This is a genomic window from Microcoleus sp. AR_TQ3_B6, assembly GCF_036702785.1.
Taxonomy (GTDB): domain Bacteria; phylum Cyanobacteriota; class Cyanobacteriia; order Cyanobacteriales; family Microcoleaceae; genus Microcoleus.
Genome location: NZ_JAUBVJ010000020.1, coordinates 39,975 through 65,450 on the forward strand (window position 1 = coordinate 39,975; position 25,476 = coordinate 65,450).

General features: G+C 46.1%; 20 protein-coding genes and 2 pseudogenes. 11 read left to right on the forward strand and 11 right to left on the reverse strand.

All coding sequences use genetic code 11. The annotated features are described in order from the left end of the window. Positions 1 to 510: 510 nt before the first annotated feature. Together QUB56_RS12490 and QUB56_RS12495 are read left to right on the forward strand one after the other, a co-directional pair. Positions 511 to 783: an ADP-ribosylglycohydrolase family protein gene (locus QUB56_RS12490; RefSeq protein ID WP_332955513.1), complete on the forward strand. Its 273-nt coding sequence runs from the start codon at positions 511 to 513 to the stop codon at positions 781 to 783. Continuing rightward, positions 680 to 1,501 (forward strand): ADP-ribosylglycohydrolase family protein, encoded by an 822-nt coding sequence (locus tag QUB56_RS12495; RefSeq protein ID WP_332955515.1) that lies wholly within the window; start codon positions 680 to 682, stop codon positions 1,499 to 1,501. The genes QUB56_RS12490 and QUB56_RS12495 overlap by 104 nt, the downstream gene beginning before the upstream one ends. Before the next feature lie 98 nt (positions 1,502 to 1,599). On the opposite strand, the gene QUB56_RS12500 is transcribed toward QUB56_RS12495, so the two are convergent. The 9 genes and pseudogenes from QUB56_RS12500 to QUB56_RS12540 form a co-directional block, all read right to left on the reverse strand. Next, positions 1,600 to 3,009: a cation:proton antiporter gene (locus tag QUB56_RS12500; protein ID WP_332955517.1), complete on the reverse strand. Its 1,410-nt coding sequence runs from the start codon at positions 3,007 to 3,009 to the stop codon at positions 1,600 to 1,602. A gap of 127 nt (positions 3,010 to 3,136) precedes the next feature. Continuing rightward, positions 3,137 to 3,910, reverse strand: coding sequence for a 1-(5-phosphoribosyl)-5-[(5-phosphoribosylamino)methylideneamino]imidazole-4-carboxamide isomerase (hisA, locus tag QUB56_RS12505; protein WP_332955518.1), 774 nt, complete (start codon positions 3,908 to 3,910; stop codon positions 3,137 to 3,139). A 137-nt stretch (positions 3,911 to 4,047) separates the two neighbouring features. Then, positions 4,048 to 4,725: a TIGR02117 family protein gene (locus QUB56_RS12510; RefSeq protein WP_332955519.1), complete on the reverse strand. Its 678-nt coding sequence runs from the start codon at positions 4,723 to 4,725 to the stop codon at positions 4,048 to 4,050. 14 nt (positions 4,726 to 4,739) lie between these two features. Further along, complete coding sequence (locus QUB56_RS12515; protein ID WP_332955521.1) at positions 4,740 to 5,942, reverse strand: glycoside hydrolase family 10 protein; 1,203 nt, start codon at positions 5,940 to 5,942, stop codon at positions 4,740 to 4,742. Between the two features lie 131 nt (positions 5,943 to 6,073). After that, a pseudogene (locus tag QUB56_RS12520) lies at positions 6,074 to 7,219 on the reverse strand (serpin family protein). A 113-nt stretch (positions 7,220 to 7,332) separates the two neighbouring features. Further along, positions 7,333 to 8,130 (reverse strand): amidohydrolase family protein, encoded by a 798-nt coding sequence (locus QUB56_RS12525; protein ID WP_332955523.1) that lies wholly within the window; start codon positions 8,128 to 8,130, stop codon positions 7,333 to 7,335. A 139-nt stretch (positions 8,131 to 8,269) separates the two neighbouring features. Beyond that, the gene (locus QUB56_RS12530; protein WP_332955525.1) at positions 8,270 to 9,088 is read right to left on the reverse strand and encodes an SDR family oxidoreductase; all 819 of its coding nucleotides are present in this window, start codon (positions 9,086 to 9,088) and stop codon (positions 8,270 to 8,272) included. An 8-nt stretch (positions 9,089 to 9,096) separates the two neighbouring features. After that, positions 9,097 to 11,085, reverse strand: coding sequence for a hypothetical protein (locus QUB56_RS12535; RefSeq protein WP_332955527.1), 1,989 nt, complete (start codon positions 11,083 to 11,085; stop codon positions 9,097 to 9,099). A gap of 269 nt (positions 11,086 to 11,354) precedes the next feature. Next, the gene (locus tag QUB56_RS12540; protein WP_332955528.1) at positions 11,355 to 12,800 is read right to left on the reverse strand and encodes an amidohydrolase; all 1,446 of its coding nucleotides are present in this window, start codon (positions 12,798 to 12,800) and stop codon (positions 11,355 to 11,357) included. Between the two features lie 213 nt (positions 12,801 to 13,013). Here QUB56_RS12540 and QUB56_RS12545 point away from each other — a divergent pair, with 213 nt between their 5' ends. The 5 genes and pseudogenes from QUB56_RS12545 (at position 13,014) to QUB56_RS12565 (ending at position 16,912) form a co-directional block, all read left to right on the forward strand. Further along, positions 13,014 to 13,784 (forward strand): cysteine hydrolase family protein, encoded by a 771-nt coding sequence (locus QUB56_RS12545; protein ID WP_332955529.1) that lies wholly within the window; start codon positions 13,014 to 13,016, stop codon positions 13,782 to 13,784. Between the two features lie 279 nt (positions 13,785 to 14,063). Then, a complete protein-coding gene (locus tag QUB56_RS12550) occupies positions 14,064 to 14,501 on the forward strand; it encodes a cupin domain-containing protein (RefSeq protein ID WP_445243333.1) in 438 nt (145 codons plus the stop codon). Positions 14,502 to 14,641: 140 nt separating this feature from the next. Next, positions 14,642 to 15,976: pseudogene (locus QUB56_RS12555) on the forward strand (CocE/NonD family hydrolase). 62 nt (positions 15,977 to 16,038) lie between these two features. Beyond that, a complete protein-coding gene (locus QUB56_RS12560; protein ID WP_445243332.1) occupies positions 16,039 to 16,518 on the forward strand; it encodes a CocE/NonD family hydrolase in 480 nt (159 codons plus the stop codon). A 19-nt stretch (positions 16,519 to 16,537) separates the two neighbouring features. After that, the gene (locus tag QUB56_RS12565; protein ID WP_332955531.1) at positions 16,538 to 16,912 is read left to right on the forward strand and encodes a DUF952 domain-containing protein; all 375 of its coding nucleotides are present in this window, start codon (positions 16,538 to 16,540) and stop codon (positions 16,910 to 16,912) included. A 398-nt stretch (positions 16,913 to 17,310) separates the two neighbouring features. On the opposite strand, the gene QUB56_RS12570 is transcribed toward QUB56_RS12565, so the two are convergent. Next, positions 17,311 to 18,564, reverse strand: coding sequence for a CCA tRNA nucleotidyltransferase (locus QUB56_RS12570; RefSeq protein WP_332955574.1), 1,254 nt, complete (start codon positions 18,562 to 18,564; stop codon positions 17,311 to 17,313). Positions 18,565 to 18,671: 107 nt separating this feature from the next. Between QUB56_RS12570 and QUB56_RS12575 the strand changes: the two genes are divergently transcribed. The 3 genes from QUB56_RS12575 (at position 18,672) to tsaB (ending at position 21,576) form a co-directional block, all read left to right on the forward strand. Continuing rightward, on the forward strand, positions 18,672 to 18,920 hold the full coding sequence (locus tag QUB56_RS12575; protein WP_332955532.1) for a Ycf34 family protein: 249 nt from the start codon (positions 18,672 to 18,674) through the stop codon (positions 18,918 to 18,920). Between the two features lie 269 nt (positions 18,921 to 19,189). Further along, positions 19,190 to 20,902, forward strand: a complete 1,713-nt coding sequence (locus tag QUB56_RS12580; protein ID WP_332955533.1) for a serine/threonine-protein kinase — start codon at positions 19,190 to 19,192, stop codon at positions 20,900 to 20,902. 2 nt (positions 20,903 to 20,904) lie between these two features. Next, a complete protein-coding gene (gene tsaB / locus QUB56_RS12585) occupies positions 20,905 to 21,576 on the forward strand; it encodes a tRNA (adenosine(37)-N6)-threonylcarbamoyltransferase complex dimerization subunit type 1 TsaB (RefSeq protein WP_332955534.1) in 672 nt (223 codons plus the stop codon). Positions 21,577 to 21,735: 159 nt separating this feature from the next. Here the strand turns inward: tsaB and QUB56_RS12590 are convergent, their stop codons facing one another. Continuing rightward, complete coding sequence (locus tag QUB56_RS12590) at positions 21,736 to 21,999, reverse strand: hypothetical protein (RefSeq protein ID WP_332955535.1); 264 nt, start codon at positions 21,997 to 21,999, stop codon at positions 21,736 to 21,738. A 186-nt stretch (positions 22,000 to 22,185) separates the two neighbouring features. Between QUB56_RS12590 and QUB56_RS12595 the strand changes: the two genes are divergently transcribed. Continuing rightward, on the forward strand, positions 22,186 to 25,365 hold the full coding sequence (locus QUB56_RS12595) for a CHAT domain-containing tetratricopeptide repeat protein (RefSeq protein WP_445243334.1): 3,180 nt from the start codon (positions 22,186 to 22,188) through the stop codon (positions 25,363 to 25,365). Positions 25,366 to 25,476 lie beyond the last annotated feature (111 nt).

A 25,476-nucleotide genomic window follows, 5' to 3' on the forward strand; every position in this document is an offset into this window, starting at 1 on the left:
GGGGCATGGGGCAGGGGCATGGGGCATGGGGCAAACAGGCCCGCACAGGGCATACCTCACCACGCGATGGAACCGCTATATATCAAGACGGTTCAGTTAAGCCCGATCCCCCCTAGCCCCCCTTAAGAAGGGGGGGACAAGAACTTACTCTTGCGTTTCCCTTCTTAAGGGGGATTTAGGGGGATATCCGAGGAATAAACAGTTTTAACCCAAGCGTATTGCGCTATATATATGCTGACTCTAATCTGCTGACTCAAAAAAAGTCCATGACCCACGCCAAAATTCACCGAAATTAACATTTTTTATGGCTGATATTACTCTGGGTTATTTTCGGACTCATGTTCGGTCATCTGGGAGATAGAGACCGAGGAAGACATGAATTTTAAAATTCAGAATTACAGATGATTTTAGTCTTAAGTTGACACAAATGGGCAGCGTCCAGCTCCCCGCAGGGTTTAAGAATTCGGGGATTTAACATAAGATTAGATCGACCTACTTAAACCTAGATAAATGACAGTACCGCGTCTGGAACAATTTAGAGGTTGTCTGATCGGTCAGTGTCTCGGCGACGCTATAGGCTGTAGAGTAGAAGGCTATCCGCCGGAAGTTTGCCAAAACTTTGTCCGCTACGAAGTTAGACTCAAAAAAATTAAAGATCGCGATCGCTTCGGCTTGCCTTTTGGTCAATACACCGACGATTCCCAACTCGCCCGCGAACTCCTCCTTTCGCTACGTCGCTTGTGGCGAATTCGACCCCAGCGACTACGCCACCCGTATTGCTGACATTTTCGCCGGGCAGCGCATTGTCGGGCGGGGTCGATCGACAGAAGAAGCTGCAAACCGCCTGATACGGGGCGTTGCTTGGCAAGAAGCTGGTACTCGTGCTCCCAATGCTGGTAATGGCAGTGCGATGAGGGCTGGACCGATCGGCTTAATATTCTACGATCGCCCGTCCCAGCTTGTACAAGCTGCTTGCGATCGAGGGCGCATCACCCATCAAGATTCGCGGTGTTCTGCGGGGGCTGTGGCGATCGCCCTTCAATCTGACATGATGATTGAAACTGAGCCATTTCTCCGTCAACTGAGCGAATGGGTAGCAGAAGTTGATTCTTCCTTTGCCGCTTTGCTCAAAGATTTGATTGATTGGGTCAAATTGCCTCCAGAGTCAGCCGTAGAGTTGATTTCTAGAGCTGGACTCCCGTTAAACTACAAGGACTCTTGGCAAGGAATTTCCCCTTTTGTAGTTGGTAGCGTCTTGTGGAGTTTATATGCGTTTTTGAGAACGCCTCAAGATTACTGGGAAACTCTTTGCACCGGCATCGCCGTCGGTGGCGATGTGGATACCACCGCAGCAATGGCTTGTGCCATCAGCGGGGCATTTCTGGGCCGAGAAGCCATCCCGAATCAACTAGCGGAATTTTTGAACGATCGGGGGACCTGGGACCTCGGCGAACTGATTAAACTCGCTGATAATTGTTATGAGTTGAAAGTCAAGTTGTAGCCGCTTCTCACAACTTAGGACTTATTACGGCTAAATAAATTTGGACGATCGACATTTGTTTGTAAATCAGTCGATCGCCCCGACTCAAATTCCCTCAATCAAACGATTTTCTCGCTAGAAATTTCCCCGCTAGCCGGAGGCTCTACCGTATCGCCAAAGGCAATCCGCAGAAAAGGCGGAGCCAAAAAAGTCGTCAGAATCACCATGATAATAATCGAGACTTCCAACGGTTTATCCAAAATCCCACTCGCCGAACCGATGCCGGCAAAAACTAACCCGACTTCGCCCCGAGGAATCATCCCCACTCCGATCGCCAATCGATTGATTTCCGGCAGACCAAACACCACCCAACCAGTCACCAGCTTGCCCAAAATAGCAACCACAACCAAAAATACGGCAATCAAAAGTCCCGCCCGATTATCCGGCACTGTTGGGTTCAAAACTCCCAAATCCGCCCGAGCTCCCACGGTTACAAAAAAGATGGGTACAAATAAATCGGCGATGGGTTTCACCAATTCATCCAACTCATTGCGGGCATCGCTTTCATCCAACACCAAACCAGCCGCAAACGCACCCAAAATCGCTTCTAGATGAATTGCATTGCCCAGAAAAGCCATGAAGAAAGCAAAGATAAATGCCGGGATGACTATATTGCCGCGAGTTTTGAGTGTCTCCACCACCGCAGTGAAGGTTTTGTTGAAGATGCCGCCCAACAGAATAGAACCCAACAGAAAGGCAGTGGCACTGACAATCAAATAGATGACATTAACCACATCAATCTCACCGGTTTTCGCTAAACTGGCGACAACAGCCAGGACAATAATTCCCAACACATCATCAATCACCGCCGCACCGACAATGATTTGACCTTCTTTAGATTTCAGCCGTCCTAGTTCAGACAACACTTTAGATGTAATTCCGATGCTTGTTGCCGTCAAAGCAGCCCCCGCAAAAATCGCCGGAATCGCCGCCGTGTGGAAAATTATCATCAAGCCCGCAGTACCAGCGGCAAAGGGAACTGCCACGCCGGCACAAGCGACAACGACGGCTTGAACCCCCACTTCTTTTAGTTGTCTGACATCCGACTCCAAACCAATCTCAAACAGCAGAATAATCACGCCTAATTCAGCCAGCACTGAAATGACTTCACTCTGCGATTCAAAAACACTGGTGAGGGCGGCAGGAGACAGATGATTAATTGATTGCAGAACTGTCATAATCCCTGAGTCTGAGGCTGACAGCCCTGCTTCGGGAAAAATGATTAGGTGTAAAGCAGATACGCCAACAATTACCCCTGCTACAAGTTCACCCAAAACCGGCGGAAAATCGAAGTTTCTAGCCGCTTCCGCGCCTAATTTACTGGCGAGATAAATCACTACCAAACTGAGCAAAACTCCGCTGAGGACGATCGGCGAATTTTCTGCCTCGACTGTTGCTAACAAAGGTATGGGAGCAACTAGGGATGCCACCCCAGAACTTAAAACTGTAATTGTATGGTTCAAAAACATGGGTACGATGATGGTAAGAAAGACGGATTCTACGCTGACTGTTAACTCTTAACTGTTGACTGTTGACTGTGAGTCGGAAAATTGATAACTGTTACATATTGGGTAGCCAGTTAACTTGACATGACTATCAAGCAAAGCTTGAAGAACCCAAATCTGGCGGTACATCCTGCCACCGCCCTTGTCCGACTGCTTGAATTGCTTCTTTTAGCAAGATATCGCCGGTATAAATTGCCCTACCGACGATCGCACTTTTGACACCAATTGGTTCCAAAGCCAGCAAGCTCAACAAATCTGCGATCGAACTAACGCCACCGGAAGCAATCACCGGAATCGAAATAGCGTTAGCAATTTCGCGCAAAGATTCCAAATTCGGTCCTTCCATAGTACCGTCGCGGTGAATGTCGGTGTAAATAATTTCAGCCGCGCCTAACTCAGCCATTTTTTGCGCCAATTCTGTCGCTAAAACTTCCGAAGTTTCTAGCCAGCCTCTAGTCGCAACTTTACCATTTCTGGCATCTATTCCCACCAGAATTCTGCCGGGAAATTCGGCGCACAATTCGCCGACTAATTGCGGTTGTTCGACGGCGACAGTGCCGAGAATCACCCGCCGAACGCCTAAATTGAGGATAGCAGCAACAGAAGCGCGATCGCGCATTCCCCCACCTACTTGACAGGGAACGTCTACGGATCGGACGATCGCTTCTATGGCTGCTTGGTTGACTGGATGACCTGCTTTAGCGCCGTCGAGGTCTACTAAATGCAGCATGGTTGCGCCTTCATTTACCCACTCTCTGGCGACTGCGACGGGGTTGTCGTTAAAAGTTTGAGACTTCGCGTAGTCTCCCTGATACAATCTGACGCATTTTCCATCCAATAAGTCGATCGCTGGAATTACATTCATAATTTTTCCTCAAATTGCTAATTATACCAGTTAAAAAAAAGAATGCAACTTTAGGCAAGAACTCCACCCATACATAATCATTAATTATCAATTTTATCAACTCAAGTAAAAATATTATTAGGATTACCTAATATCATTTATTTTTGACAGTCGCAATTGCTCTTGAGATGAAACATAATCGCAGAAGAAAGCGTAGACCATAAAGGAGTATTGACATCGGCTTTTTGCAAAGCTTCTGCCGTCCAGTCGTTACAAGTTCTCAAAAGAGAGTAACTGCCTTTAGCTTCATAAAAACTATCGCTGTTGTCGTAGCCGTAGCTAATTTTAATTTTCTTACCTGCTGGGTCTAATTGGAATGAATTTTTAATAAAATTCACCAGCCTCAGATAATTTTCCCCACTAATTTTCACACATTTGGTTTCTAGATTTCGGGGGACAACCCGATAACTTTCAACGTGTACGGTAGAGGGAGTAGGGAGAAATAGCGCCTTGAAAGCTGTAACTGGGTTGACGATTGCTGAGGTGGAAGTTTCCAGCATAAAAGCTCTATCTCCCCAGCCAAAAGACAAATATTTATAATCCGAAGTGGCATCCCGCCCTATTTCTGTTAGCGGTAAAAATTGATTCCAGTCAAAATATTCATTTTTAACTGGAACAATGATTTCGGTGTGGATGCCTTGGTGAGAAATGTATAGAGAGATTGTACAATCTGCTTGCGAGTAATTTCCCCACTTTCTGGGAGTGAGAGAGCCAATTGTTAGGAAAGCGGTCAAAGATAAAATGACAATTCCTAAGCGCTGTATGCTTTTTCTCATTTTAAGCGTGGGTTTCAAATTCTGCCTTCGGATGGCGGGCGCTGCATCTTTGTGGGGAAGAATTCTTGCAAAGCTAAATTGCGCTGTTCGGGGGTTTCGCTAGCCCAATTCGACAAACTTTCGTAGAAAAAGAACGACACACCAGCGAAATCTCTTTTTCGCACTTCTTTCACTTGTTCTTGAATTTGTTTTAGGGGCACGGAATTATTTTTAAGACCAGTTAAAATGCCGATCGCCGTTGGAATGTGAAGTTTAGCTAATTTCACTTCTTCCCGTTCCAGTTCGGCACTAAAACGCTTGAGATCGCTGCGATAAACCTGCAACACAATTTCGTCGATGTAGTCGCGTCTTTCCCAGGTAAACCAGTCCTGCAAGTGGGCGGGCAAAGAAAAGTGAAAAGGGTTCGGAGATAAGCTGACAATACATTTCTCTTTGCGGGATTTGATGGCGCGGGAAACTCTGCCCACGAAGTCGTTGATTTTGTCAGCGCGCCAGCGCACCCAGAAGGTTTCGCGGGCGTCGTCGGAGGGAGGGCTTTTGATTTGTTCCTGATACATTGACACTGTTAACGGGTCGTAGCCAAATTCTACTGGCAAGCCGAAATGGTCGTCAAATTGAATGCCATCTATATCATAATTATCGACAATTTCTAGGATTAAATCTAAGATAAATTGCTGGACTTCGGGATGAAAAGGATTCAGCCAAACTCGCTCATGTTCGCCTTCTTTCCAAATAGTTGAACCGTCGCGCCTGTGCGCCAGCCAGTCGGGGTAAAGTGTGGCTAATTCCGATTCGGCGGGAGCCATGAAACCAAACTCAAACCAGGGGATTACTGCTATACCTTTTTGGCGGGATTGTGCTATAATTTCTTTCAGGATATCTCGGTCTTTCAATCCGGGCGATGGGTCGATCGACTGTCCGAATACTCGTTGGGCGGCCTCACTCGGATAAAGCGTATAGCCTCCTTGCCAAACCGTGGGATAGATGGTATTAAAATTGAGTTTGTCCAGTCGATTTACAGCGTCAATGATGTTGTTGCGGGAGAATATCACCTCGCTGTCAATGTTCGTCAGCCAGACGCCTCGCAATTCGGTTGTTGGGGTTTGGGGCGGGGTTTGAGCCAAGAGGCGCGGGGATAAAATCGCGGAGGAGGTAAGGGCGATCGCAAAAACAACTATTAAACCCAGTATCCGCTGCCATTTGTGCAATTTAATCATCAATTTGTCGCAAATATGATTATTTTTAGACTGATATTTTACCGTATAATTAGCTTTTTAGGGGGCGTCAGCGAGGGTTATTTTATTAAAAGTCGATCGAACATTTCCTGACGCCCCTACTATTTTTGATATTATTGGGGGTCAACGATGGTACCCATAAATAATATTGTTCCTGTAGTATGGTCTCGAATGGCACAAAAGAATGGACGGTTTACATTCATTTGAAAAAACGATCCAGCAGATCTGCTGCTTGACCTGAGGGAAGTGGCGGCGGCTGCTTCTGTACCTTCTTCGTTCACTTCGACAAATGTTTTGTGTTTTACTGAATCTACTGCTACGTTGTCATCAGTCAGCGCAGAAAAATCGGCTTTTGAGATATTAAAAATTTCTGCCATTCCCAAAGCTTTGAGTGTGCTTTTGAGTTCAACTTCATACTCTATTTTAAAGCGGGGTATTTCAATTATACCATTTATTTTTCTAAATTATTGCATCCATTTATCCCAGTTTTTGGGTGTTAAGTGCTGCGAGAAAGTGACCAAATTGGTATTGGAGTTTGGCAAGAAAATATACATCCTCAGAGCGCCTTTTTCGCCGTAAGATAAACTGACTGCTTGAAAAATGTCTGTTTCGTAGCACCGATAAAAGCCCCTCTGGGACATCATGGGATGCTGTTTGGAACTGCTGCCTGTTAAATAAAAAGTTTTGTTGGTAGTTTTAGATTTATCAAAGGGCGTTTCCCAGTTGCCTTTGAAATAGATGACGTTAATCAAAAACAAGAGTGTATTATGGTTAATTTTAGTTACTATTTTATCAATTTTTCCTTGAGTTTTTTGGCTCACCCAGTTGTTAATGATGCTGAGAGCTTCTTGCGGACTCTGAAAGTCTATTTCGCTAATATTGGCTTGGTAGTATTGTTGATTTATTTGCAAAAATTCGGCTTTTAAGGAGAAGCCTTGTTTTGCCCAAAGCGAGTTGGCTATTGATACTTGGACACTGGGGTCATTTTTTTGCAAACTGTTTTGCAAATTTTGATGGGCTGCGTTGATTTCTTGCGGAGTCATTCCCGTTAATTCGAGAACTTTTGTCATTTTTTGTTTGGTTTCTCCGCTGACTCCGTTGTATGTCATTGACAGTGCGAGGGCGACAGAAGTAGGGGAAATAAAGATATTTTTATTCGGCTCTTGTTTGCTTAGGGTCTTGAACAACTTAAAGGCAAATTTGGTATTAGCTGCAACAAGTCTGGCGTCTACATTTATCTGGTTGTTAGGGGGTGTCATGGCTAGAGCTTCTGAGTAATTGGGATTTGTGAGGTTGATTGCGTTAATTTTTAGTGCCGGCGCTAATTATGTGATTTAACCGGACATGATATCATATTCTATTGGTTAATTTTTTAAGAATAACCTTGCAGGTTCATGACTTTTCGATAGTGGGCTTCTATTTCACTTACTATTTGCGATTGACGCTTGCTCGTCCACTCGCTGCGATCGAATAATTTCCGTCTCAAAGCATCAACATCGATCGTTTTCACCTTACCTTCTGCGACAATTTGCTTGCCGTTTACCCAAACGCTGTCTACCGCGTTAGTCGGGCGTCCCAAAATCAGCAAGCCGATCGGATCGGTGCGCGGCAGCAATGATAAACTGGTTAAATCATACAGCACAAAATCTGCTTTTTTACCGACTGTTAGAGAACCCATTTCATCGGCAAGATTCAAGCCTTTTGCTCCTCCCAGGGATGCCATTTCTACAGACTGGCGCGGTGTAATCCATTGGCGGTAATCCAAATCCGCGATATTGTGCAAAATCGAACCAATTTTAATCGCTTCCAGCAAATCTTGAGAGTCATTGCTAGCAGCGCCGTCGCAGCCAAAAGATACGTTGACTCCGGCTTGACGGTATTTCAAAATCGGTGCAATCCCGCTTCCCAGGCGCAAGTTGCTGAGGGGATTGTGTACGACTGTCGCTCCAGTTTCTGCCAGAATCGCCATGTCGGAATCGTCCAGCCAAACGCAGTGCGCTAAGGAAGTTCGGGGACTCAAACAACCAATTCTTTGCAGGTGTTCGACAGCGCTACAGCCGTATTTTTCGTTAGCTAACTGTTTTTGCTCCGGGGTTTCCAAGAGGTGTGCCGGCGGGGATAAAATCGCGGACGAGGTAAGGGCGATCGCAAAAACAAGAGTTAAGACCAAACCTCGCCGCCATCAGTACAATTTAAACATTCAACCTTCCTTGCTTTGTTTGTGCAGCCCTCAGAATAGATGATGAGGACAATAAAAGATCGTATCAAACAAAGCTGACTTTACCCATTTTCAAGAAAACTAGGAATTCTCAACCATTATCTTTCATTCCAAAAAATTTCTTAAATATCCAATCCATCAACCCCGGAAACAAACGATAACTTGCCTGCGACACATTTGCCGAACCAACCATTATCTCAGATTGAGGGTGTTTAACCGCCTGCCAAATAGCTTTTGCTACATCTTCAGGATTTTCTAACAGCGGACTCTCGATCGCCTTTTTTACTAACTCCTGTCGCTGCTGCACTTCTTGCCCGTCTTTCCCTAAAAAGATAGCTCTTTCCATCAAGTCAGTCTTGATAAAATTCGGATGCACGCCGCAAACTCGAATCCCTTTATCCGATAATTCCGCGGCCAATCCTTCCGTCAATCCAGTAACAGCATATTTGCTAGTAGTGTAAGGAACTTGATAAGCGATCGGGATCTTGCCGCCGATCGAACCCACATTGACAATTGTACCGCTGCCCCGCGCCAAAAAATGCGGCAGCAGCGCGTGAATTGTGTGGATGTATCCCCACAAATTTGTATCGATAATCTGGTGCCAATCCTGCAACGAATATTGCTCTACTTGCCCCAAGCTGTAGATGCCCGCATTGTTAATTAGCACGTCTATACTGCCGCAGCAAGCCAGCGCTGCGCGCACCAGTGAATTTACTTGTTCGGCATCTCTAACATCAGCAGGAATAGCCCAAGCATTTCTGCCCATCGCTTTTACCTGTTGAGCCAAAGCTTCCAGGCGATCGCTCTGGCGCGCCGCCAGCACAACATCATAACCTTTCCTAGCAAACAAAAGAGCTGTTGCTTTGCCGATGCCTTGGGAAGCACCTGTAATTAGTACCGTTTCAGCCATACTTTTAATTACTTTGATTGGGAAGGTAGGACTTCAGGACTATCATCAATTGACAGTAAAAATTGAATCAAATCATTTTGCTCTTGGGCAGTATAACCAGCTTTTTCATCTACCCAGTATTCGTGTCCGCTGCCGTCAACATTTGTCGCTTGCAAATCCGAATTAGCGCGGTTAGCCGCCATTGCTTTTTGCCGCAAGTTCCTGTCAACCAAAACCCGCAAACTAGCCGCCGGATCGGGTTTAATATTCTGCATTAACGTGCCTGCCATTCCGAGTTGGTCTGGCTCCGTACCCGCCGCCACGCCTCCATCGTGCAAATAAGGTGCAGTTAAATAAAGTCCGATTAAACTCGGTACTTTGTAACCTCCCGCCGGATTGTTCGTTGCATAAGCTAACTGCTGCAATGGTTTTGGCGTGATATTTGTAGGAACATCTAAGACAGGTGCATTGGACGAAATCGGCACAGTTTCGCTGTTAGCATAAGTTTGAGGCGAAGTGAAAATTAAAGGGAATTTTGCCAGTGCTTTTGCCCGAGAAGGTTGAGATTTTATTTCCTGTTCGCGGACAACATCGTGATTAGTAAAATATCGCCCGCTGTGGCAATCTATGCAACCAGAGCCTGCAAAAACCTCCGCACCCCGCCGCACAGATTCCCCATCATTTACCGACTGATTGGGAGGCGGTGCCAGCGTGTTTTGCCAAGCCGACATTCCGTTGAGTTGCGCCGCAACTGGCAGTCCCGGCGTGCTTGCCATCAATCCGTCTAACATAAAAATAGAACCCTTCGGATAACCGGGCATTTTGGTAGTTCGATTTATCCCAGGTTCCCCCGGTGTCGGGTCAATTTTGTCGAAAAATTCTGAGGGTTTGGCACCTTCTGGCAAGCGAAATGATGGATTAGCTGCATTTTGCAGAAGCGTGCCGAGATATGTTTCTTTATCAATGCCTGTTAGCGGCAAACTGGAATCTGCACCCGTGGTAGCATCCGAGTTAGTAGCGTGGACGTTGTTGTTGAGGGTTGTCAATCCGTGAAACCAGCCGACAGAAGCAAATCCGCTCCAACCGTAAGGCCAGTTTTCAAACGTATAAGATGAGGGAATTTGGGAGGGATTGTTAACGACATCGCCTGTGGAATCGAAGTTCCCCGGCGGCCATGCTAACAGTTGTGCGTCAACTGCATCTTCTAGTGCTTTTGCATCTGGCAAATATGCTATCTCTTGGCTGGCGTTAATGTATGTATGTTTTCCTGGTGGAATTTGAGCGGGATTAACCCCTGTTTGGCGAAACATGGCGGCTGAATTGGTGCCGAATGCTAACAGCAAACCAGTGTTGATATCGCTGTTGGGCGCGCCTTCTAAAATGCGTCCGCTGCTGTCTACAGTTGCGTGACACAAAGCGCAAGTAATGCCAACTCTTAGCTTGCCTTCTTTGATGCTGGTACGCATTCCTAAGGGAAGAATTGAACCTTTTGGTATGTCTAATCCCGTGTTGAGTAATGTGCCGGCTTTGAAGAGTTTGCCGCCAATTTCTACATCTTCATCTAATGGTATTTGCAAATTAGTTGTCGGCTTGCCTCCCAGCCGCGCGATCGCCTTCCCCAAACTCACGGGATTAATTGGGCCGTCTAGCGCGCCGGCTATATCGCTTTGAAAGTATTCGCCGCCAAATGTTTCTGTATAAAATGCTTGGCGACCGAGTTTTAATAAGTCTTCGGTAATAGCAACAGCGCCGTTTTCTGGAGACAATTCTTCTTGTCCTTCTGGTGTTTGACGCAAACTTTCTGCATCTTCTTTAGTAATTACAAAGCCTAACCGATCGTAGGAGCCTATTTCTTGTTCTGTCGGCTGTGTGGCGGGCGTATAAGTCTTAGAAAGTTTGGGCGTTCCTGTTAAGGTAATTTCTATTTTGTAGGCGGCAAAACTAATAACTGCAATTATCAATAGCAAGACGAGACTGCGGCGCCACATCTTCTGCTCTAAAAAGTTTGCGGTCATCATATTAGTATTACTTTAAGGGCACTTTAAGCGCCCGATAAACTTTCCAATGATTTTAAGAAACACAGCGTATCAAGACCTCTTTCTACGGGCAAGTTATGGTCGATCGCTCCCTCTGCCTTCAGGAATAAGACAATGTGAATTTATGTGTAAGAAATAATACCAATTTTTAATAAAATGCGGCTATCCTCGATCGCCCCCATTCCTCCCGCGGCCTTTGCTAACGAGCTTGTTGCGGGTTTCCCGGGGGCTGCGAGTAGGGCGATCGGGTTTTAAGAGTAACCTTGCATTTTCATCACTTGGCGGTAATGGGCTTCAATCTCGCTCACCGTTTGCGATTGACGCTTGCTAGTCCACTCGCTGCGATCGAATAATTCCCGCCTCAAAGCATCAACATCGATCGTTTTCACCTTACCTTCTGCGACAATTTGCTTGCCGTTTACCCAAACGCTGTCTACCGCGTTAGTCGGGCGTCCCAAAATCAGCAAGCCGATCGGATCGGTGCGCGGCAGCAATGATAAACTGGTTAAATCATACAGCACAAAATCTGCTTTTTTACCGACTGTTAGAGAACCCATTTCATCGGCAAGATTCAAGCCTTTTGCTCCTCCCAGGGATGCCATTTCTACAGACTGGCGCGGTGTAATCCATTGGCGGTAATCCAAATCCGCGATATTGTGCAAAATCGAACCAATTTTAATCGCTTCCAGCAAATCTTGAGAGTCATTGCTAGCAGCGCCGTCGCAGCCAAAAGATACGTTGACTCCGGCTTGACGGTATTTCAAAATCGGTGCAATCCCGCTTCCCAGGCGCAAGTTGCTGAGGGGATTGTGTACGACTGTCGCTCCAGTTTCTGCCAGAATCGCCATGTCGGAATCGTCCAGCCAAACGCAGTGGGCTAAGGAAGTCCGCGGACTCAAATAACCAATTCTTTGGAGGTGTTCGACAGCGCTACAGCCGTATTTTTCGTGAGCTAGTTGTTTTTGCGCGGAAGTTTCTAATAGGTGGGCGTGCCGACAAAGATTGTAGCGATCGCTCAATTCGATGCAGCCTTCAAACAAAGCATCGGAACACAGTTGAATTCCCGTCGGTGCCAACAACATATTAACACTTTTTTCGGGATTGTGAAACTGTTTTATGGCTGTTTCCATTAATTCCAAAGTTGCCTTAGTCGATCGAATATAAGCTGCGTGTTCGATGCCGCTATCGCCAGAAGGCATTCCCGCTGTCAGGGATTGATCTTGAATTAACGGCCCGATAAAAGCGCGGATGCCGATTTCTTGATAAGCGCGAACTGCGGCGGCGATTGTCTCTAATTCTTGCCCCGGAATCAAAACTAAATGATCGACTACGCTTGTACCGCCCGACAGCAATGTTTCAACCGCAGTTCCCAAGGCACTCAAGTAAACTTGTTCGGGTTCCAGAGGCGTAAAATCGTATAATTCGGCAATCCACAACTCCAGCGGCAAAGGGGGAATAATGCCTCGTTGCCACATTTCTGAAGAGTGAGTGTGGGCGTTGACAAAACCGGGCAGCAGCAGCTTATTTTTGCCGTTAATAACTGTTTCACCCCCCCTATCCCCCCCTTGGTAAGCGGGGGAATTAGAGGGGGGGTTATTGGGCGCGATCGCACTTATGCAATTATCCACCACTTGCACGTCTGCGGTTTCATAACCGCTCTCAACCGGAATTAAAGCATTTTGAATTGTCAAGCTCACAGATTTAGCCTTTTTGTAAATTTACATTAATTTTTATTTTATGATTCCCAGGCGCTAACATTGGCGATCGCCCAACTGTAATAAAGTTAATAAATCATAAAATTTAGCAAAAAGTTGCCCCTGATACTTAATTCTAGTAAAGATTTAAGATAGGAGAAGTTAGTAACAATCAAATTGTTATAAAATTGAAATTGTTTTTGAGTCACAATCCCTATGAATCCTGATGCTCTCCGCACCTTGGGCGTACCGCCGAATGCTTGGAAAGTTGATGCCAAAATTGCCGATATCACCCGCTCGCCGCTCGCGCCTCAACCTGTTACCATGGAAACAGAAACTAAAACCCTGCGTTTGGACTTAGCAAAAGCAGCAATGTTGGTGATAGATATGCAAAATGATTTCTGTCATCCCGACGGTTGGCTAGCACATATTGGCGTAGATGTAACGCCGGCGCGAACTCCAATTAATCCTTTAAAAAATTTACTGCCAAAATTGCGATCGCACGCAGTGCCAATTATTTGGATCAACTGGGGGAACCGCCCCGATTTGCTCAATATTAGTGCAGCTTCCCGTCACGTTTACAATCCCACAGGCGACGGCGTAGGTTTGGGAGATCCGCTGCCAAAAAACGGCGCGCCTGTACTGATGGCAGGGAGTTGGGCGGCCGCAGTTGTCGATGAATTGGCACCGCAACCCGAGGATATTTGCGTTGATAAATATCGGATGAGCGGCTTTTGGGATACTCCTTTAGATAGCATCTTGCGAAACCTCGGCAGAAGTACACTTTTCTTCGGAGGAGTAAACGCCGATCAGTGCGTCATGGCTACACTGCAAGATGCTAATTTTCTCGGTTATGACTGTATTTTAGTCAAAGATTGTACAGCTACGACATCTCCCGAGTATTGCTGGCAAGCTACTCTTTATAATGTTAAACAATGTTTTGGCTTTTTGTCGGATTCTCAGGCTATGTTAGAAGCAATTAAATAGCAGTCATTAGTCATTAGTCATTAGTCATTAGTTCTTAGTCATTAGTCATTAGTCATTAGTCATTAGTCATTAGGACTAAATTTTTGAGGCTAAACTGCAACAGCACTTACTCGGTGCCAGAAACTGGGTTTCTTCCTAAATTTCTAGTTATCAAACAACGATTTTTCAGAGAAAGCCGGTTTCATAAGTCCTGAACTAATCACTCGGGATTCTCACTAATGACAGCAGAAAGAAACATAACCACTAACAACTAACAATAAAAAAATGACAAACCAGTGCATGATTCCTGTTATAAAGTCTCCGAAAGACTACCAAGCATTTCGCATCAGTCCTGGGGATACTAATAGATTAGCAATCGTCTTCGACCCGGTAATAGCTAATGTTTCATTAACAGTTTGCGTGGAGATTTTTGATGTGGGAGGAAAAACTCCTCCCAACCGCCATCAATTCGCAGTAGAAATGTTTTTTGTACTCAAAGGAAGAGGGCAAGCAACCTGCGATGGCAAAACAGTTAGTATTCAACCGGGAGATAGTTTGTTAGTGCCTCCAACTGGCACTCACGTAATTGAAAATACGGGCAGTGAGCGTTTGTACACTTTGTGCATTATGGTGCCGAATGAGGATTTTGTGGAACTAATTCGCAGCGGTACACCAGTCGAACTCGATGAGGAAGATATGAAAGTTCTCGGGCGATCGGATGTACTCGTACCCTGCTAGGTTTTTAGTAAGGAATTGAGTTCTAGGTTTGTAGTAAGGACTTCAGTCCTTAGAGAAAAAATAAAGCCCTTACTACGAACTTTTTTAGTTGATGTTTTTTAGGATTTATGCTGAAACTTTGCCCGAAAGAAACAGCGTCAATGCTAACTACAGATAGGCTGCGTTTAGATGCTGACATCTACCGCCCCGATGCTGCGGGCGAATTTCCAGTATTATTAATGCGGCAACCTTACGGAAGGGATCTCGCCTCTACATTAGTATATTCCCATCCCGCATGGTACGCCAAACACGGCTACATCGTTGTCATCCAAGACGTGCGGGGACGCGGCACTTCCGAAGGCGAATTTAACCTATTTGTTAGCGAAACACAAGACGGTTTTGATAGCGTCAATCGATTTTAGATTTTAGATTTTAGATTTTAGATTTTAGATTGACCCCACGGATCAATGCGGGGGCTTGAGGATTTTCGATTTGAGATTTGGGATTGATTCCACGGATAAATCACGTGGCGGGTACCACCTTTGAAATTCTTGGTCAATTGGGCAGCGAATTTGCCGGGAAGTAACGGGAAAGTCGGAATGTACGGTTTTTCCTACCAAGGCCTGACTCAACTCTACACAGCAGCCGCTAAACCGAGGGCTTTAATCACAATTTGTCCGGCAATGGTAGGCTGCAATTTATACGCAGATTGGGCCTAGGGCGGCGGCGCGTTTTGTCTGCAATCAAATCTCGGCTGGGCAATTCAGCTAGCGGCAGAAACCGCTCGTTTAAAAGCCGATATTTCTGCCTATCAAGCGTTGTATGCAGCTTCGAGAAATCTCCCCCTATACGATACCGTGCCGGCGGGTCCTGAGATTATTAAAAATCTGGTACCTGACTCATATTATCACGATTGGTTGGATAATTATCGACCGAGCGAGTATTGGGAAAAGTTATCGCCAAACATTAAAGATTTAGACTTGCCCATGCTGCACTTTGGCGGTTGGTTTGATACTTATTTGCGGGGAACAATCCATCTTTACAAGGAAATGGCAAGCCGGAGTTCCTGTCCGCAGCATTTGATAATTGGCCCTTGGGCGCATTTACCTTGGGGGCGAAAAGTTGGAGCGTTGGATTATGGTTTGGCAGCTTCAAATCCTGTGGATGAGTTGCAAATTCGCTGGTTCGATCGCTTCCTCAAGGGAGTTGATACAGGAATATTAGACGAGTGGCAAATTTTACTATTTGAGATGGGGAGGAATGATTGGCGGACATTTGATAAATGGCCTAATAATCATAAATCTTATTTTTTAGCAAGTACCGGACTTGCCGCGATGAGAGAAGATGCGGGGATTTTAACAGAGAGTTGCGCGGATGTTGCCACTGATGATATATTCGTACATGACCAAGAATTTCAAAGGTGGTACCCACCACGTGATTTATCCGTGGAATCAATCCCAAATCTCAAATCGAAAATCCTCAAGCCCCCGCATTGATCCGTGGGGTCAATCTAAAATCTAAAATCTAAAATCTAAAATCGATTGACCCTTGGCGGCCGGTGCCATCCTTGGGAGGTCACGCTGCATTTCCTGCAGGTCCGATGGAGCGATCGGCTATTGACTGCCGCACCGATGTTTTAACATACACCTCGGCACCGCTAACAGCAGATTTGCACTTAGCTGGAGATATAATTGTCGAAGTGTTTTGCACAGCAGATGCGCCGAGTTTTGATTTGTGTGCGATACTTTCTGAGGTCAAAGATAGCGGCAGCGTCTACAATTTTAGTCAAGGTTTCGTGCGGGTGAATTCAGGTGAAAAACCTGTGATAATTGTGCTGCAAGCAACTTGTATGCAAATTGCCAAAGGTAATGCGTTGCGTCTGAGTTTGAGTGCGGCTTGTTTTCCCGCTTATGACGTGAATCCGGGAACGGGTGCGCCGGATGGTGAAGCGCGGGCGATCGATGCTAAAATTATCACGCTGACAGTAAGTTGTGGCGGAAATTGTCCCTCTCAAATTTTGCTGCCAATTGTCGATTAAACCTAAAATTTATCTAACTATGAGCGTTATTTTTCACATCACCCGCAGCCAACAGTGGGAACAAGCAAAACAAGTTCAATCTTATCGCGGAGATACGCTAGATTCTGAAGGATTTATCCACTGTTCGACTCTGCAGCAAGTTCTTAAATCTGCTAATAAATTTTTTGCGGGACAAACAGGATTGCTGCTGCTTTGGATTGACTCGGAAAAAGTAGAATCTGAAATTAAGTATGAATTGGCTGCGGGTGAGAATTACCCGCACATTTACGGGCCGCTGAATGTTGATGCTGTGTTGAAAGTTTTTGAGTTTGAACCGGGTGCAGATGGCAAGTTTGAATTGCCGCAAGAGTTAACAACAAGTATCAATGAACAGTCGCCGGGGGCGGGTTTATAGATATCGGGGATGTGAATTACAGATTGTTGGTGAAATCCGCCCCTACAAATGTTATGGTTAATTTACCGAGAGTTTCCGGGGCGGTTTTAGAGATATCCGGGATGTGAATATATCGTTTCGGGTTGCATCGGAATAATAAAATCGAGTCAACAGTTAACACTCAACCATTCAGTTTTTCGACCCGCCCGTCAACAGTCAACAGTCCACAGTCAACAGTCAACATCACGGACGGTGTAACCGGAAATGATATTACAGATTGTTGGTGAAATCCGTCCCGACAAATGTTGTGGTTAATTTACTGAGAGTTTCCGGGGCGGGTTTAGAGAAATCCGGGATGCGAATTACAGATTGTTGGTGAAATCCTTCCCTACAAATTTTGTTGCGATTGTTGCAAAATATCAATGGACATCAACCAACTCTGCCGCCAATTTCAGCGCATCTTCGCGAGTCGCAATTCTCCCCTCCACCCGCGCTAATTGAATCTCCATTAAAAATTGACCGATGCGCGGACTTCTGGGCAAATTTAAATATTCCATTAAATCATTGCCGCTAACTAATTGTGTGGGATGAGCAATAATATCATCCTGATCGAGATAGCGATTAATTAACAGTGAAATCTCCTCAACCGCAACTCCCGCAGCCACTGCCAAAACCGCTAAAACTGGAAATACTATTCCTAGATCCCGAAACAAAAAATACTGTTCTCGCAAAGACATTTGGGCGATAGGTTTTGCTGGCAATTTTGGCAAGTATTTCAAAAGCCCGATCGCACTTTTAATCTCCGCATTGCTGTACTTCAACCGCAGCAACTGGGTTTGGGCCATTGTCGGATCGGAATCTGCCAAAAGGGCCAACTTCGCAACCGCCAACAACGGCGTTTTAATCGTATCTCGAATCGATCGCGAAAATTCTCTCCCCAAATCTGGATAAATTGTCGCTAACTCTGCAGCAGACGCATCAATTTTGGTCAAAATATCAAAACGGTCGATCGCACTTTCAAACCAAATCGAAAACAAACCGTCTTCGCAACCGCGACAAATCCAAGGAACACCGTCAGGATTACTCAACAAATAACCCAATTCAGTCCGTACCCGTTCCACCGCTACCCGAGTCAACAGCGGCGCCAATTCCCGAATCGCAGATTGAGTTTCAGCTTCGATCGCAAAACCCAACTGCGCCGCTTGGCGGTAAGCTCTTAATAACCTCAGCGGATCGTCCTCCAAATTTGACCGCGAAATCATCCGCAGCAAACCCAACCGCAAATCAGTTTGACCGTCCAAAGGATCGATGATTTCTCCGGTAAAAGGATTGCAGGCGATTGCATTTATCCGAAAATCCCGGCGCAGCAAATCCGCCTCCAGAGTCCCCCCTTCCGCTTGCGCAAAATCCGCCGTACCGCCCGCAAACACCACCCGCGCAATTTGGCGTTTCGCATCCAACAAGACAAATCCACCTTTCGTGCGATCGGCAATTTTTCGAGCAGTCTTCACTGCCCGTGTTAGCATAACGAAATCCAAATCAAAATAGTGCGATCGGCGCCCCAGCAGCGCATCCCGCACCGCACCCCCCACCAGATAAGCAGGCGGTGTCAGCACTTCCAAATCAAACGGCCAAGTATCAGGAGATAATGCAGAGGGCAAACTAATCGGCATCGCAACAAAAATAAACAAACTTACAAACAATTAAGCTCTTGCTACGCTAGATTAACAGAAAGCTCGAAATTCACCAATCTTTTTGAAATGCACAGAGGATATCAAGAATGTGTATTTGTATTAACTGCCACTATGTAGACCGCTGCTTCACCTACCACGCCGTAGAAGAACAGCACGAACAGATTCACCTCACCGAAACACCCGATTTCGACCCCGTAGAACCCACCATCAACGTCAACATCCGTCCCCGCCAAGACGAAATTGAAATGGAATGGGATGTAGTCGGGTGTCAGAGTTTCAAGCAAGAGACCGGCAAATGGGCCTCATTGCGGCCCGGCGAACTCGTCCCGACTTAAGGAAGAAGTCATTAGTCAGCAGTCAGTAGTCAGTAGTCAGTAGTCAGTAGTCAGTAGTCATCAGTTATTTATTGGTTGTTGGTTGCTATTTGTTGTTTTTTATAGGTTTTTTGTGAGTTGTTGGCGATAACAACCAATAACCAATTCCCGATGCCCTGTTTTGCCAATGCCCGATGCCCAATTCCCAATTCCCCAATCTAAAATCTAAAATCTAAAATCCAATCCCCAATTCCCCAATCTAAAATCTAAAATCTAAAATCTAAAATCCAATGAGCTATTGCTTAAACCCAACTTGTCACAATCCGCAAAACCCAGGTGATGCAGAATTGTGCCAAAGTTGCGGCTCAAAATTGTTGTTAACTATTGACGCAGAAACCCCATCAGCATCTCGCTACCGAGCCATAAAGCCGATCGGACAAGGAGGCTTTGGCAGAACATTTCTAGCAGTTGATGAAACCAAACCTGTGATATTTTCGCAGTGCGTAATCAAGCAATCTTTCCCGCAAAATACCGCAGGCGAAAAAGCGGCTCAACTCTTTCACCAAGAAGCAGCCCAGCTAGAAACCTTGGGAAAACATCCCCAGATTCCCGAATTAATCGCGCATTTTGAACAAGACGGGAGACAGTATTTAGTACAAGAATTTATAGACGGCAAAAACCTAGCCCGAGAATTAGAACAAAAAGGAGCATTCACAGAAACTCAAATTCGGCAAATCCTCAACGATTTATTGCCAGTGCTCCACTTCGTCCACAAATCCAAAGTCATTCACCGCGATATCAAACCAGAAAATATCATTCGCCGCCGGCTATCTCCAGCCCCTTTATCGGCCTTAGAAAATTCCTATCAACCCTCTCCTTTCCAAAAAGATATTGTTTTAGTAGACTTTGGTGCAGCTAAGAAAGTAACAGCAACCGGATTGCCACAAACTGGTACAATCATCGGCAGTGCTGCTTATACAGCCCCAGAACAATTGATGGGGAAAGCAGTTTTTGCCAGCGATATCTACAGTTTGGGCGTTACCTGCATTCACTTGCTGACTGAAATTCCTCCCTTCGATTTGTTCGACAGTACAGAGGATTCTTGGGCTTGGCGAAATTATTTGAAGACTGCTGTTAGCGACGATTTGGGCCGCATCCTCGACACCATGCTCCAAAGTGCCACCAAGCGGCGCTACAGTTCAGCATCAGCAGTCATCCGGCACTTGAACCCCAAGCCGGTGTATTTAGACGCACAGCCGGTGCTAGACGCGCCGGAAACCCCAGCAGAACGGGTGGTTACACCTGCGCCTGGTGTGTCGCTTTTTACTCGCCAACAGCAAGCCGAAATTCAGGAAGCTCTGCAAGAGGCGATCGCCCCGTACCATGTTACAATCCAAGTCAGTCAAGCCAAGCAACAGCTCAATATCGTCATCAACAGAACCGAAGACAACCCCGTTTACTATCCGCACTTATCTCAAATAATTGCCACCAGACTCACGGATTTGCAGTTAAATAAAGTCGCAGCCGTTAAGCTGTTGGGAAGAGTCAACAATTCTCGCGTCCCCGAGTGGAAGCAAGTATTGCAAATCGATCCCAAGATTAAATTTAGAAACAAAATCCGGCGGCTGAAACACAATATATTACTCAAGAAAATCGCCCCTGTTACTACCCAAAAATTTTGGCTGCCGAAGTTGAAAACTAAGGATTTTTGGATTGATTCGCTAATGTTTGCCTTAGTTTGGTTTATCTTTGGCTCTCAAATAGTAATTTTTAATTCTTGGTTCGCGCTCATAGTTTCGTCGGGTTTTATGACCGTCAAGCATCAAGTTTCCCAAAATAAAGAATTTGCAAATAACAATTTATTTGCAAGTTTAGTAGTGCTGTTTTTGATGAGTGGGAGCATGGGGAATTCAAGGATTTTAAATACGGGAATATTTGGCATTCTTTTGGGTTGCTTAGTTGTGGCTTTGCCGCTGTTTTTTGTTAAGGAAAATTATCATTAATCGTGAATAGCAACCCCCTAGACGGAACATCAGTTAAAAAATACGGCTTAGCCCTGCACACAGCTAGTCGCGAACTCGGTTTAGCCATCAGCAACTTTGCCGGGGATTCTCGCTGCAAAACTTGGAATTTGGATCGCGATTTAGCTACTCATTTGCATCAGTATTTAGTCGAGTTTATTGAACCGCAAACTTGGGCGGATTTGGCTTTTATTGCGGTGGCGAAGGGGCCCGGAGGTTTCACGGGGACTCGCATGGGTATGGTGACGGCGCGGACTTTGGCTCAACAGTTGGATATTCCGGTTTTTGCGATTTCAACTTTGGCAGCTGTCGCTTGGGCTGCACATCCCCAACCCCCCCAAGCTTCGGAGGGGCTTTTGAGCATCGCACTGCAAATGCCTGCACAGCGGGGACAATTGTTTGGGGCTGTGTATTCAGTTAACAAAGATTCTGGTTTAACTGAGCTGTTTACCGATACGGTGATGACTCCTGAGTCTTGGCAGGAAAAATTGGAAAGTTGGGAAAATTCCTATCAGTTAATTGAAGTTGGCAGCGAGTTGGGTTGGTCGGTTTCTAGTGTGTTGGAATTGGCTTATTTGGAGTGGAAACAAGGAAATCGCCCTGATTGGTCGGGTGCTTTGCCTTATTACGGACAACATCCGGTTAAGGGACACTGAATCTAGGGAATAGGGCATTGGGAATAGGGAATTGGGCATTATTTCGTTTCAGTTAAATCAACTTGTAGAGTGCGTTTTTTTTCCGACCATGCCCGATGCCCTATTTGGCCGATGCCCGTAAATGATTTATAAGCAATTAAGCAGACTTGATATTGTTGTTTATTTCAGGGCGATACAAACTTCGAGGCAAAAAGTTAATGTTAGGGGGTCTGGGTTTTCGGTTCGCAATCGATCGATTTCATCAGGGTTACAGCCCCGAGATTCCATAAAATCGAGCATCCAGTTAGTTATCGCAGGGAGATCGATGTATTTGGCTCCGAGGCATACGGGGCAAGTTTCTGGGCTGAGGGTACCGGTGCCACCGCACTCGGGGCAATCCCAGTGCGTTTTTAGGGGATGGGAGGCAATTAGGATGTTGCTCATTTTAGGAAAAAGTACGTGAAGCATAGCTATCCGGTAGGGAATCGCACTACTCGCTCAGTTTAGCAATTGGGTCGCGTTTGCCAATTGTTTTGTATTCAGGAAAAAGACCGATCGCCCTTACTTCTTCCTGTCTTTACACTAAGCGGGCTAGTGACTAAAATTGACAAAAATACAAAAGGGGTGGCTATGTTCGATCGCACTCAATGGGTTTTGGCCGCTATGTCGATCGCACTTTCGCTTCAGTTAAGTCAGCCAGTTGCAGCAGCCGTGTCTGTTGGCAAAGTCGTACAAACAGCACAAACTAGCAGTAGCGAGGCTGCTGATAAAGTATATAAAGAAGGACTACAACTCTACCAGCAAGAAACAGCCGAAGCTTTAAAAGGTGCGATCGTCAAGTTGGAAGAAGCCTTAAAGTTGTATCGGCAAGCAGGCGACAATAGAGGGCAAGCACTTAGCCTCCTTGGTCTTGCCAAAATCTACTCAGACTTGGGAGAAAAACAGAAAGCTTTAGAATATTACAGCCAGTCGCTTTCCCTGAGTCGGGCAGTAGGCGATCGCCGTGGGGAAGCTATTACCCTCACCAGCATCGGCAGTGTCTACTCAGAATTGGGAGAAAAACAGAAAGCCCTAGAGTATTTGGGCCAGTCGCTTCCCCTGAGTCCGGCAGTAGGCGATCGCACTCTTGAAGCTACCACCCTCACCAGCATCGGCAGTGTCTACTCCCATTTGGGAGAAAAACAGAAAGCGCTAGAGTATTACAGCCAGTCCCTTCCCCTAAGACGGGCAATCGGCGATCGCCGTGGGGAAGCGAACACCCTCACCAACATCGGCTTAGTCTACTCCGATTTGGGAGAAAAACAGAAAGCCCTAGAGTATTACAGCCAGTCCCTTCCCCTGAGTCGGGCAGTAGGCGATCGCCGCGGGGAAGCTGCCACCCTCAACCACATCGGCAATGTCTACTCCGATTTGGGAGAAAAGCAGAAAGCGCTAGAGTATTACAGCCAGTCACTTCCCCTGAGACGGGCAACCGGCGATCGCGGTGGGCAAGCTGCCACCCTCAACAACATCGGCTTAGTCTACTCAGAATTGGGAGAAAAACAGAAAGCTTTAGATTATTACAGCCAGTCCCTTCCCCTATTGCGGGCAGTAGGCGAGCGCCGTGGGGAAGCTATTACCCTCACCAACATCGGCAGAGTCTACTCAGAATTGGGAGAAAAACAGAAAGCTTTAGATTATTACAGCCAGTCGCTTCCCCTGAGTCGGGCAGTAGGCGATCGCAGTGGGGAAGCTTACATCCTCACCAACATCGGCAGAGTCTACTCAGAATTGGGAGAAAAACAGAAAGCTTTAGATTATTACAGCCACTCGCTTCCCCTGACACGTGCCGTGGGCGATCGCGGCAGGGAAGCTAGCACCCTCAACAACATCGGCAATGCCTACTCAGAATTGGGAGAAAAACAGAAAGCTTTAGATTATTACAGCCAGTCGCTTCGCCTGAGACAGACAATAGGCGATCGCGACGGGGAAGCTAACACCCTCAACAACATAGGCCAAGTCTACTCAGCATTGGGAGAAAAACAGAAAGCTTTAGATTATTACAGCCAGTCGCTTCCCCTGAGTCGGGCAGTAGGCGATCGCGCCGGAGAAGCTCTCACCCTTTTCAACATGGCTTCTGCCAAACGCGCTCAAAACAATCCTACCGAAGCCCTCAACGACATTGAATCCTCTATCAAAATCATCGAAAACCTCCGCACCAAAATTGCTAGCCCTGAACTCCGCAGCTCATACTTTGCCACAGTACAAGACCGCTACGAATTCTACATCGATTTGTTAATGGAACTGCATAAAACTAATCCTAAGTCCGGTTATGATACAAAAGCCTTAGAAGCCAGCGAACGTTCTCACGCCCGCAGCCTCCTCGAACTCCTCCAAGAAAGTAACGCCAACATTCGCGAAGGCATTTCCCCCGATTTACTGCAACAAGAAAAGAGCTTGCAACAGCAACTTGATGCCATTGAAAAGCAGCGCATCGAAGCACTCAGCAGCCCCAATCCCAACGCAGCTAAAATCGCTGAAATCGACAAACAGCGCCTCGCACTGTTGCAAGAATATCAGCAAATTCAAACCGGGATTCGTACCGCCAGCCCCCGCTACGCTGCCCTCACCCAACCCCAACCTTTAACGCTCCCAGAAATTCAGAAACAGATTCTCGATGACAACACGATTTTATTGCAGTATTCCCTCGGCGCAGCTCGCAGTTATTTGTGGGTTTTAACATCAAGGGGACTAACTAGCTATGAATTGCCAAAACAGGTTGACATTGAAACAGCAGCCAGAGCTTTCCGCACGGCAATAACTAGCAAAGATGACAAATATATTCCCCAAAAACTTGCCGAAGCGAGTGCAAATCTGGGTCAATTAATTTTACAGCCCGCAGCATCCCAATTAGGAAACAAACGCTTGTTAATTGTTCCCGACGGCGTTCTGCACTATACTCCTTTTCCAGCTTTAACTATTTCCCAAACCGCAGGACAAAATACCAATCTTCCCTTAATTGTCGAACATGAAATTATTACTCTGCCTTCTGCCTCAACTCTCGCCCTTCTCAGGCAAAATTACGGAGATAGAAAACCACCAAGCCAAACTTTAGCAATTGTAGCAGATCCTGTTTTCAGTCCAGACGATGAAAGAATCAAAGGAAAAATCACCCAAGCAACAACAGAAAAATTAGAAGAAAATAACCTCGGTTTAAATCGATCGCTTCGTGCTTCTAATCGGCAATGGCCACCCGAACGCCTACCATTTACCCGCCAAGAAGCCCAAACAATATCCAGCTTATTTCCCTCAGATTCTAGCAGTCAAAAGATTGATTTTGATGCCAGTCGCACTACTGCTACCGACGGCAGTTTAGCTAATTATCAAATCGTTCACTTTGCCACCCACGGCCTTGCCAACAGCAAAAATCCCGAACTGTCAGGAATTGTGATGTCGATGGTAGATGACAAGGGCAATCTTGTCAATGGCTTTTTGCGCCTCACGGATATTTTCAATTTAAAACTGGCGGCAAATTTAGTGGTTTTAAGTGCTTGCCAATCGGGGATGGGGCAGAATATTAAAGGCGAAGGAATGGTGGGATTAACTAGGGGTTTTATGTATGCGGGGGCGCAGCGCGTGGCGGTGAGTTTGTGGAGTGTGGATGATGAAGGAACTGCTGTGTTAATGCAAAAGTTTTATCAAAAAATGGTGCAACAAAAGTTAGCGCCGGCGGCAGCTTTGAGGGCGGCACAGATCGAAATGATGCAGCAGGAAAAATGGCAGTCTCCCTATTATTGGGCGGCTTTTACCCTGCAAGGCGAGTGGAAATGATATACAGCACTTTTGCTGGTAAGTAACTACATAGCACTTGTAGGGACACCGCACCGTGCCCATTGGTGTCAACTTAACGTTAAACAGGTAGTCCGACAGTCCGACAGGGAA

What these genes read in the sequence shown, in the direction of transcription:
- QUB56_RS12565 (WP_332955531.1), top strand. Translation starts at nt 16,538, where the DNA reads ATGAGCGTTATTTTTCACATCACCCGCAGCCAACAGTGGGAACAAGCA.
- QUB56_RS12530 (WP_332955525.1), bottom strand. Translation starts at nt 9,088, where the DNA reads ATGGCTGAAACGGTACTAATTACAGGTGCTTCCCAAGGCATCGGCAAA.
- QUB56_RS12570 (WP_332955574.1), bottom strand. Translation starts at nt 18,564, where the DNA reads ATGCCGATTAGTTTGCCCTCTGCATTATCTCCTGATACTTGGCCGTTT.
- QUB56_RS12500 (WP_332955517.1), bottom strand. Translation starts at nt 3,009, where the DNA reads ATGTTTTTGAACCATACAATTACAGTTTTAAGTTCTGGGGTGGCATCC.
- QUB56_RS12545 (WP_332955529.1), top strand. Translation starts at nt 13,014, where the DNA reads ATGAATCCTGATGCTCTCCGCACCTTGGGCGTACCGCCGAATGCTTGG.
- QUB56_RS12575 (WP_332955532.1), top strand. Translation starts at nt 18,672, where the DNA reads ATGTGTATTTGTATTAACTGCCACTATGTAGACCGCTGCTTCACCTAC.
- QUB56_RS12515 (WP_332955521.1), bottom strand. Translation starts at nt 5,942, where the DNA reads ATGATTAAATTGCACAAATGGCAGCGGATACTGGGTTTAATAGTTGTT.
- QUB56_RS12535 (WP_332955527.1), bottom strand. Translation starts at nt 11,085, where the DNA reads ATGATGACCGCAAACTTTTTAGAGCAGAAGATGTGGCGCCGCAGTCTC.
- QUB56_RS12490 (WP_332955513.1), top strand. Translation starts at nt 511, where the DNA reads ATGACAGTACCGCGTCTGGAACAATTTAGAGGTTGTCTGATCGGTCAG.
- QUB56_RS12580 (WP_332955533.1), top strand. Translation starts at nt 19,190, where the DNA reads ATGAGCTATTGCTTAAACCCAACTTGTCACAATCCGCAAAACCCAGGT.
- QUB56_RS12590 (WP_332955535.1), bottom strand. Translation starts at nt 21,999, where the DNA reads ATGAGCAACATCCTAATTGCCTCCCATCCCCTAAAAACGCACTGGGAT.
- QUB56_RS12510 (WP_332955519.1), bottom strand. Translation starts at nt 4,725, where the DNA reads ATGAGAAAAAGCATACAGCGCTTAGGAATTGTCATTTTATCTTTGACC.
- QUB56_RS12595 (WP_445243334.1), top strand. Translation starts at nt 22,186, where the DNA reads ATGTTCGATCGCACTCAATGGGTTTTGGCCGCTATGTCGATCGCACTT.
- hisA (WP_332955518.1), bottom strand. Translation starts at nt 3,910, where the DNA reads ATGAATGTAATTCCAGCGATCGACTTATTGGATGGAAAATGCGTCAGA.
- QUB56_RS12550 (WP_445243333.1), top strand. Translation starts at nt 14,064, where the DNA reads ATGATTCCTGTTATAAAGTCTCCGAAAGACTACCAAGCATTTCGCATC.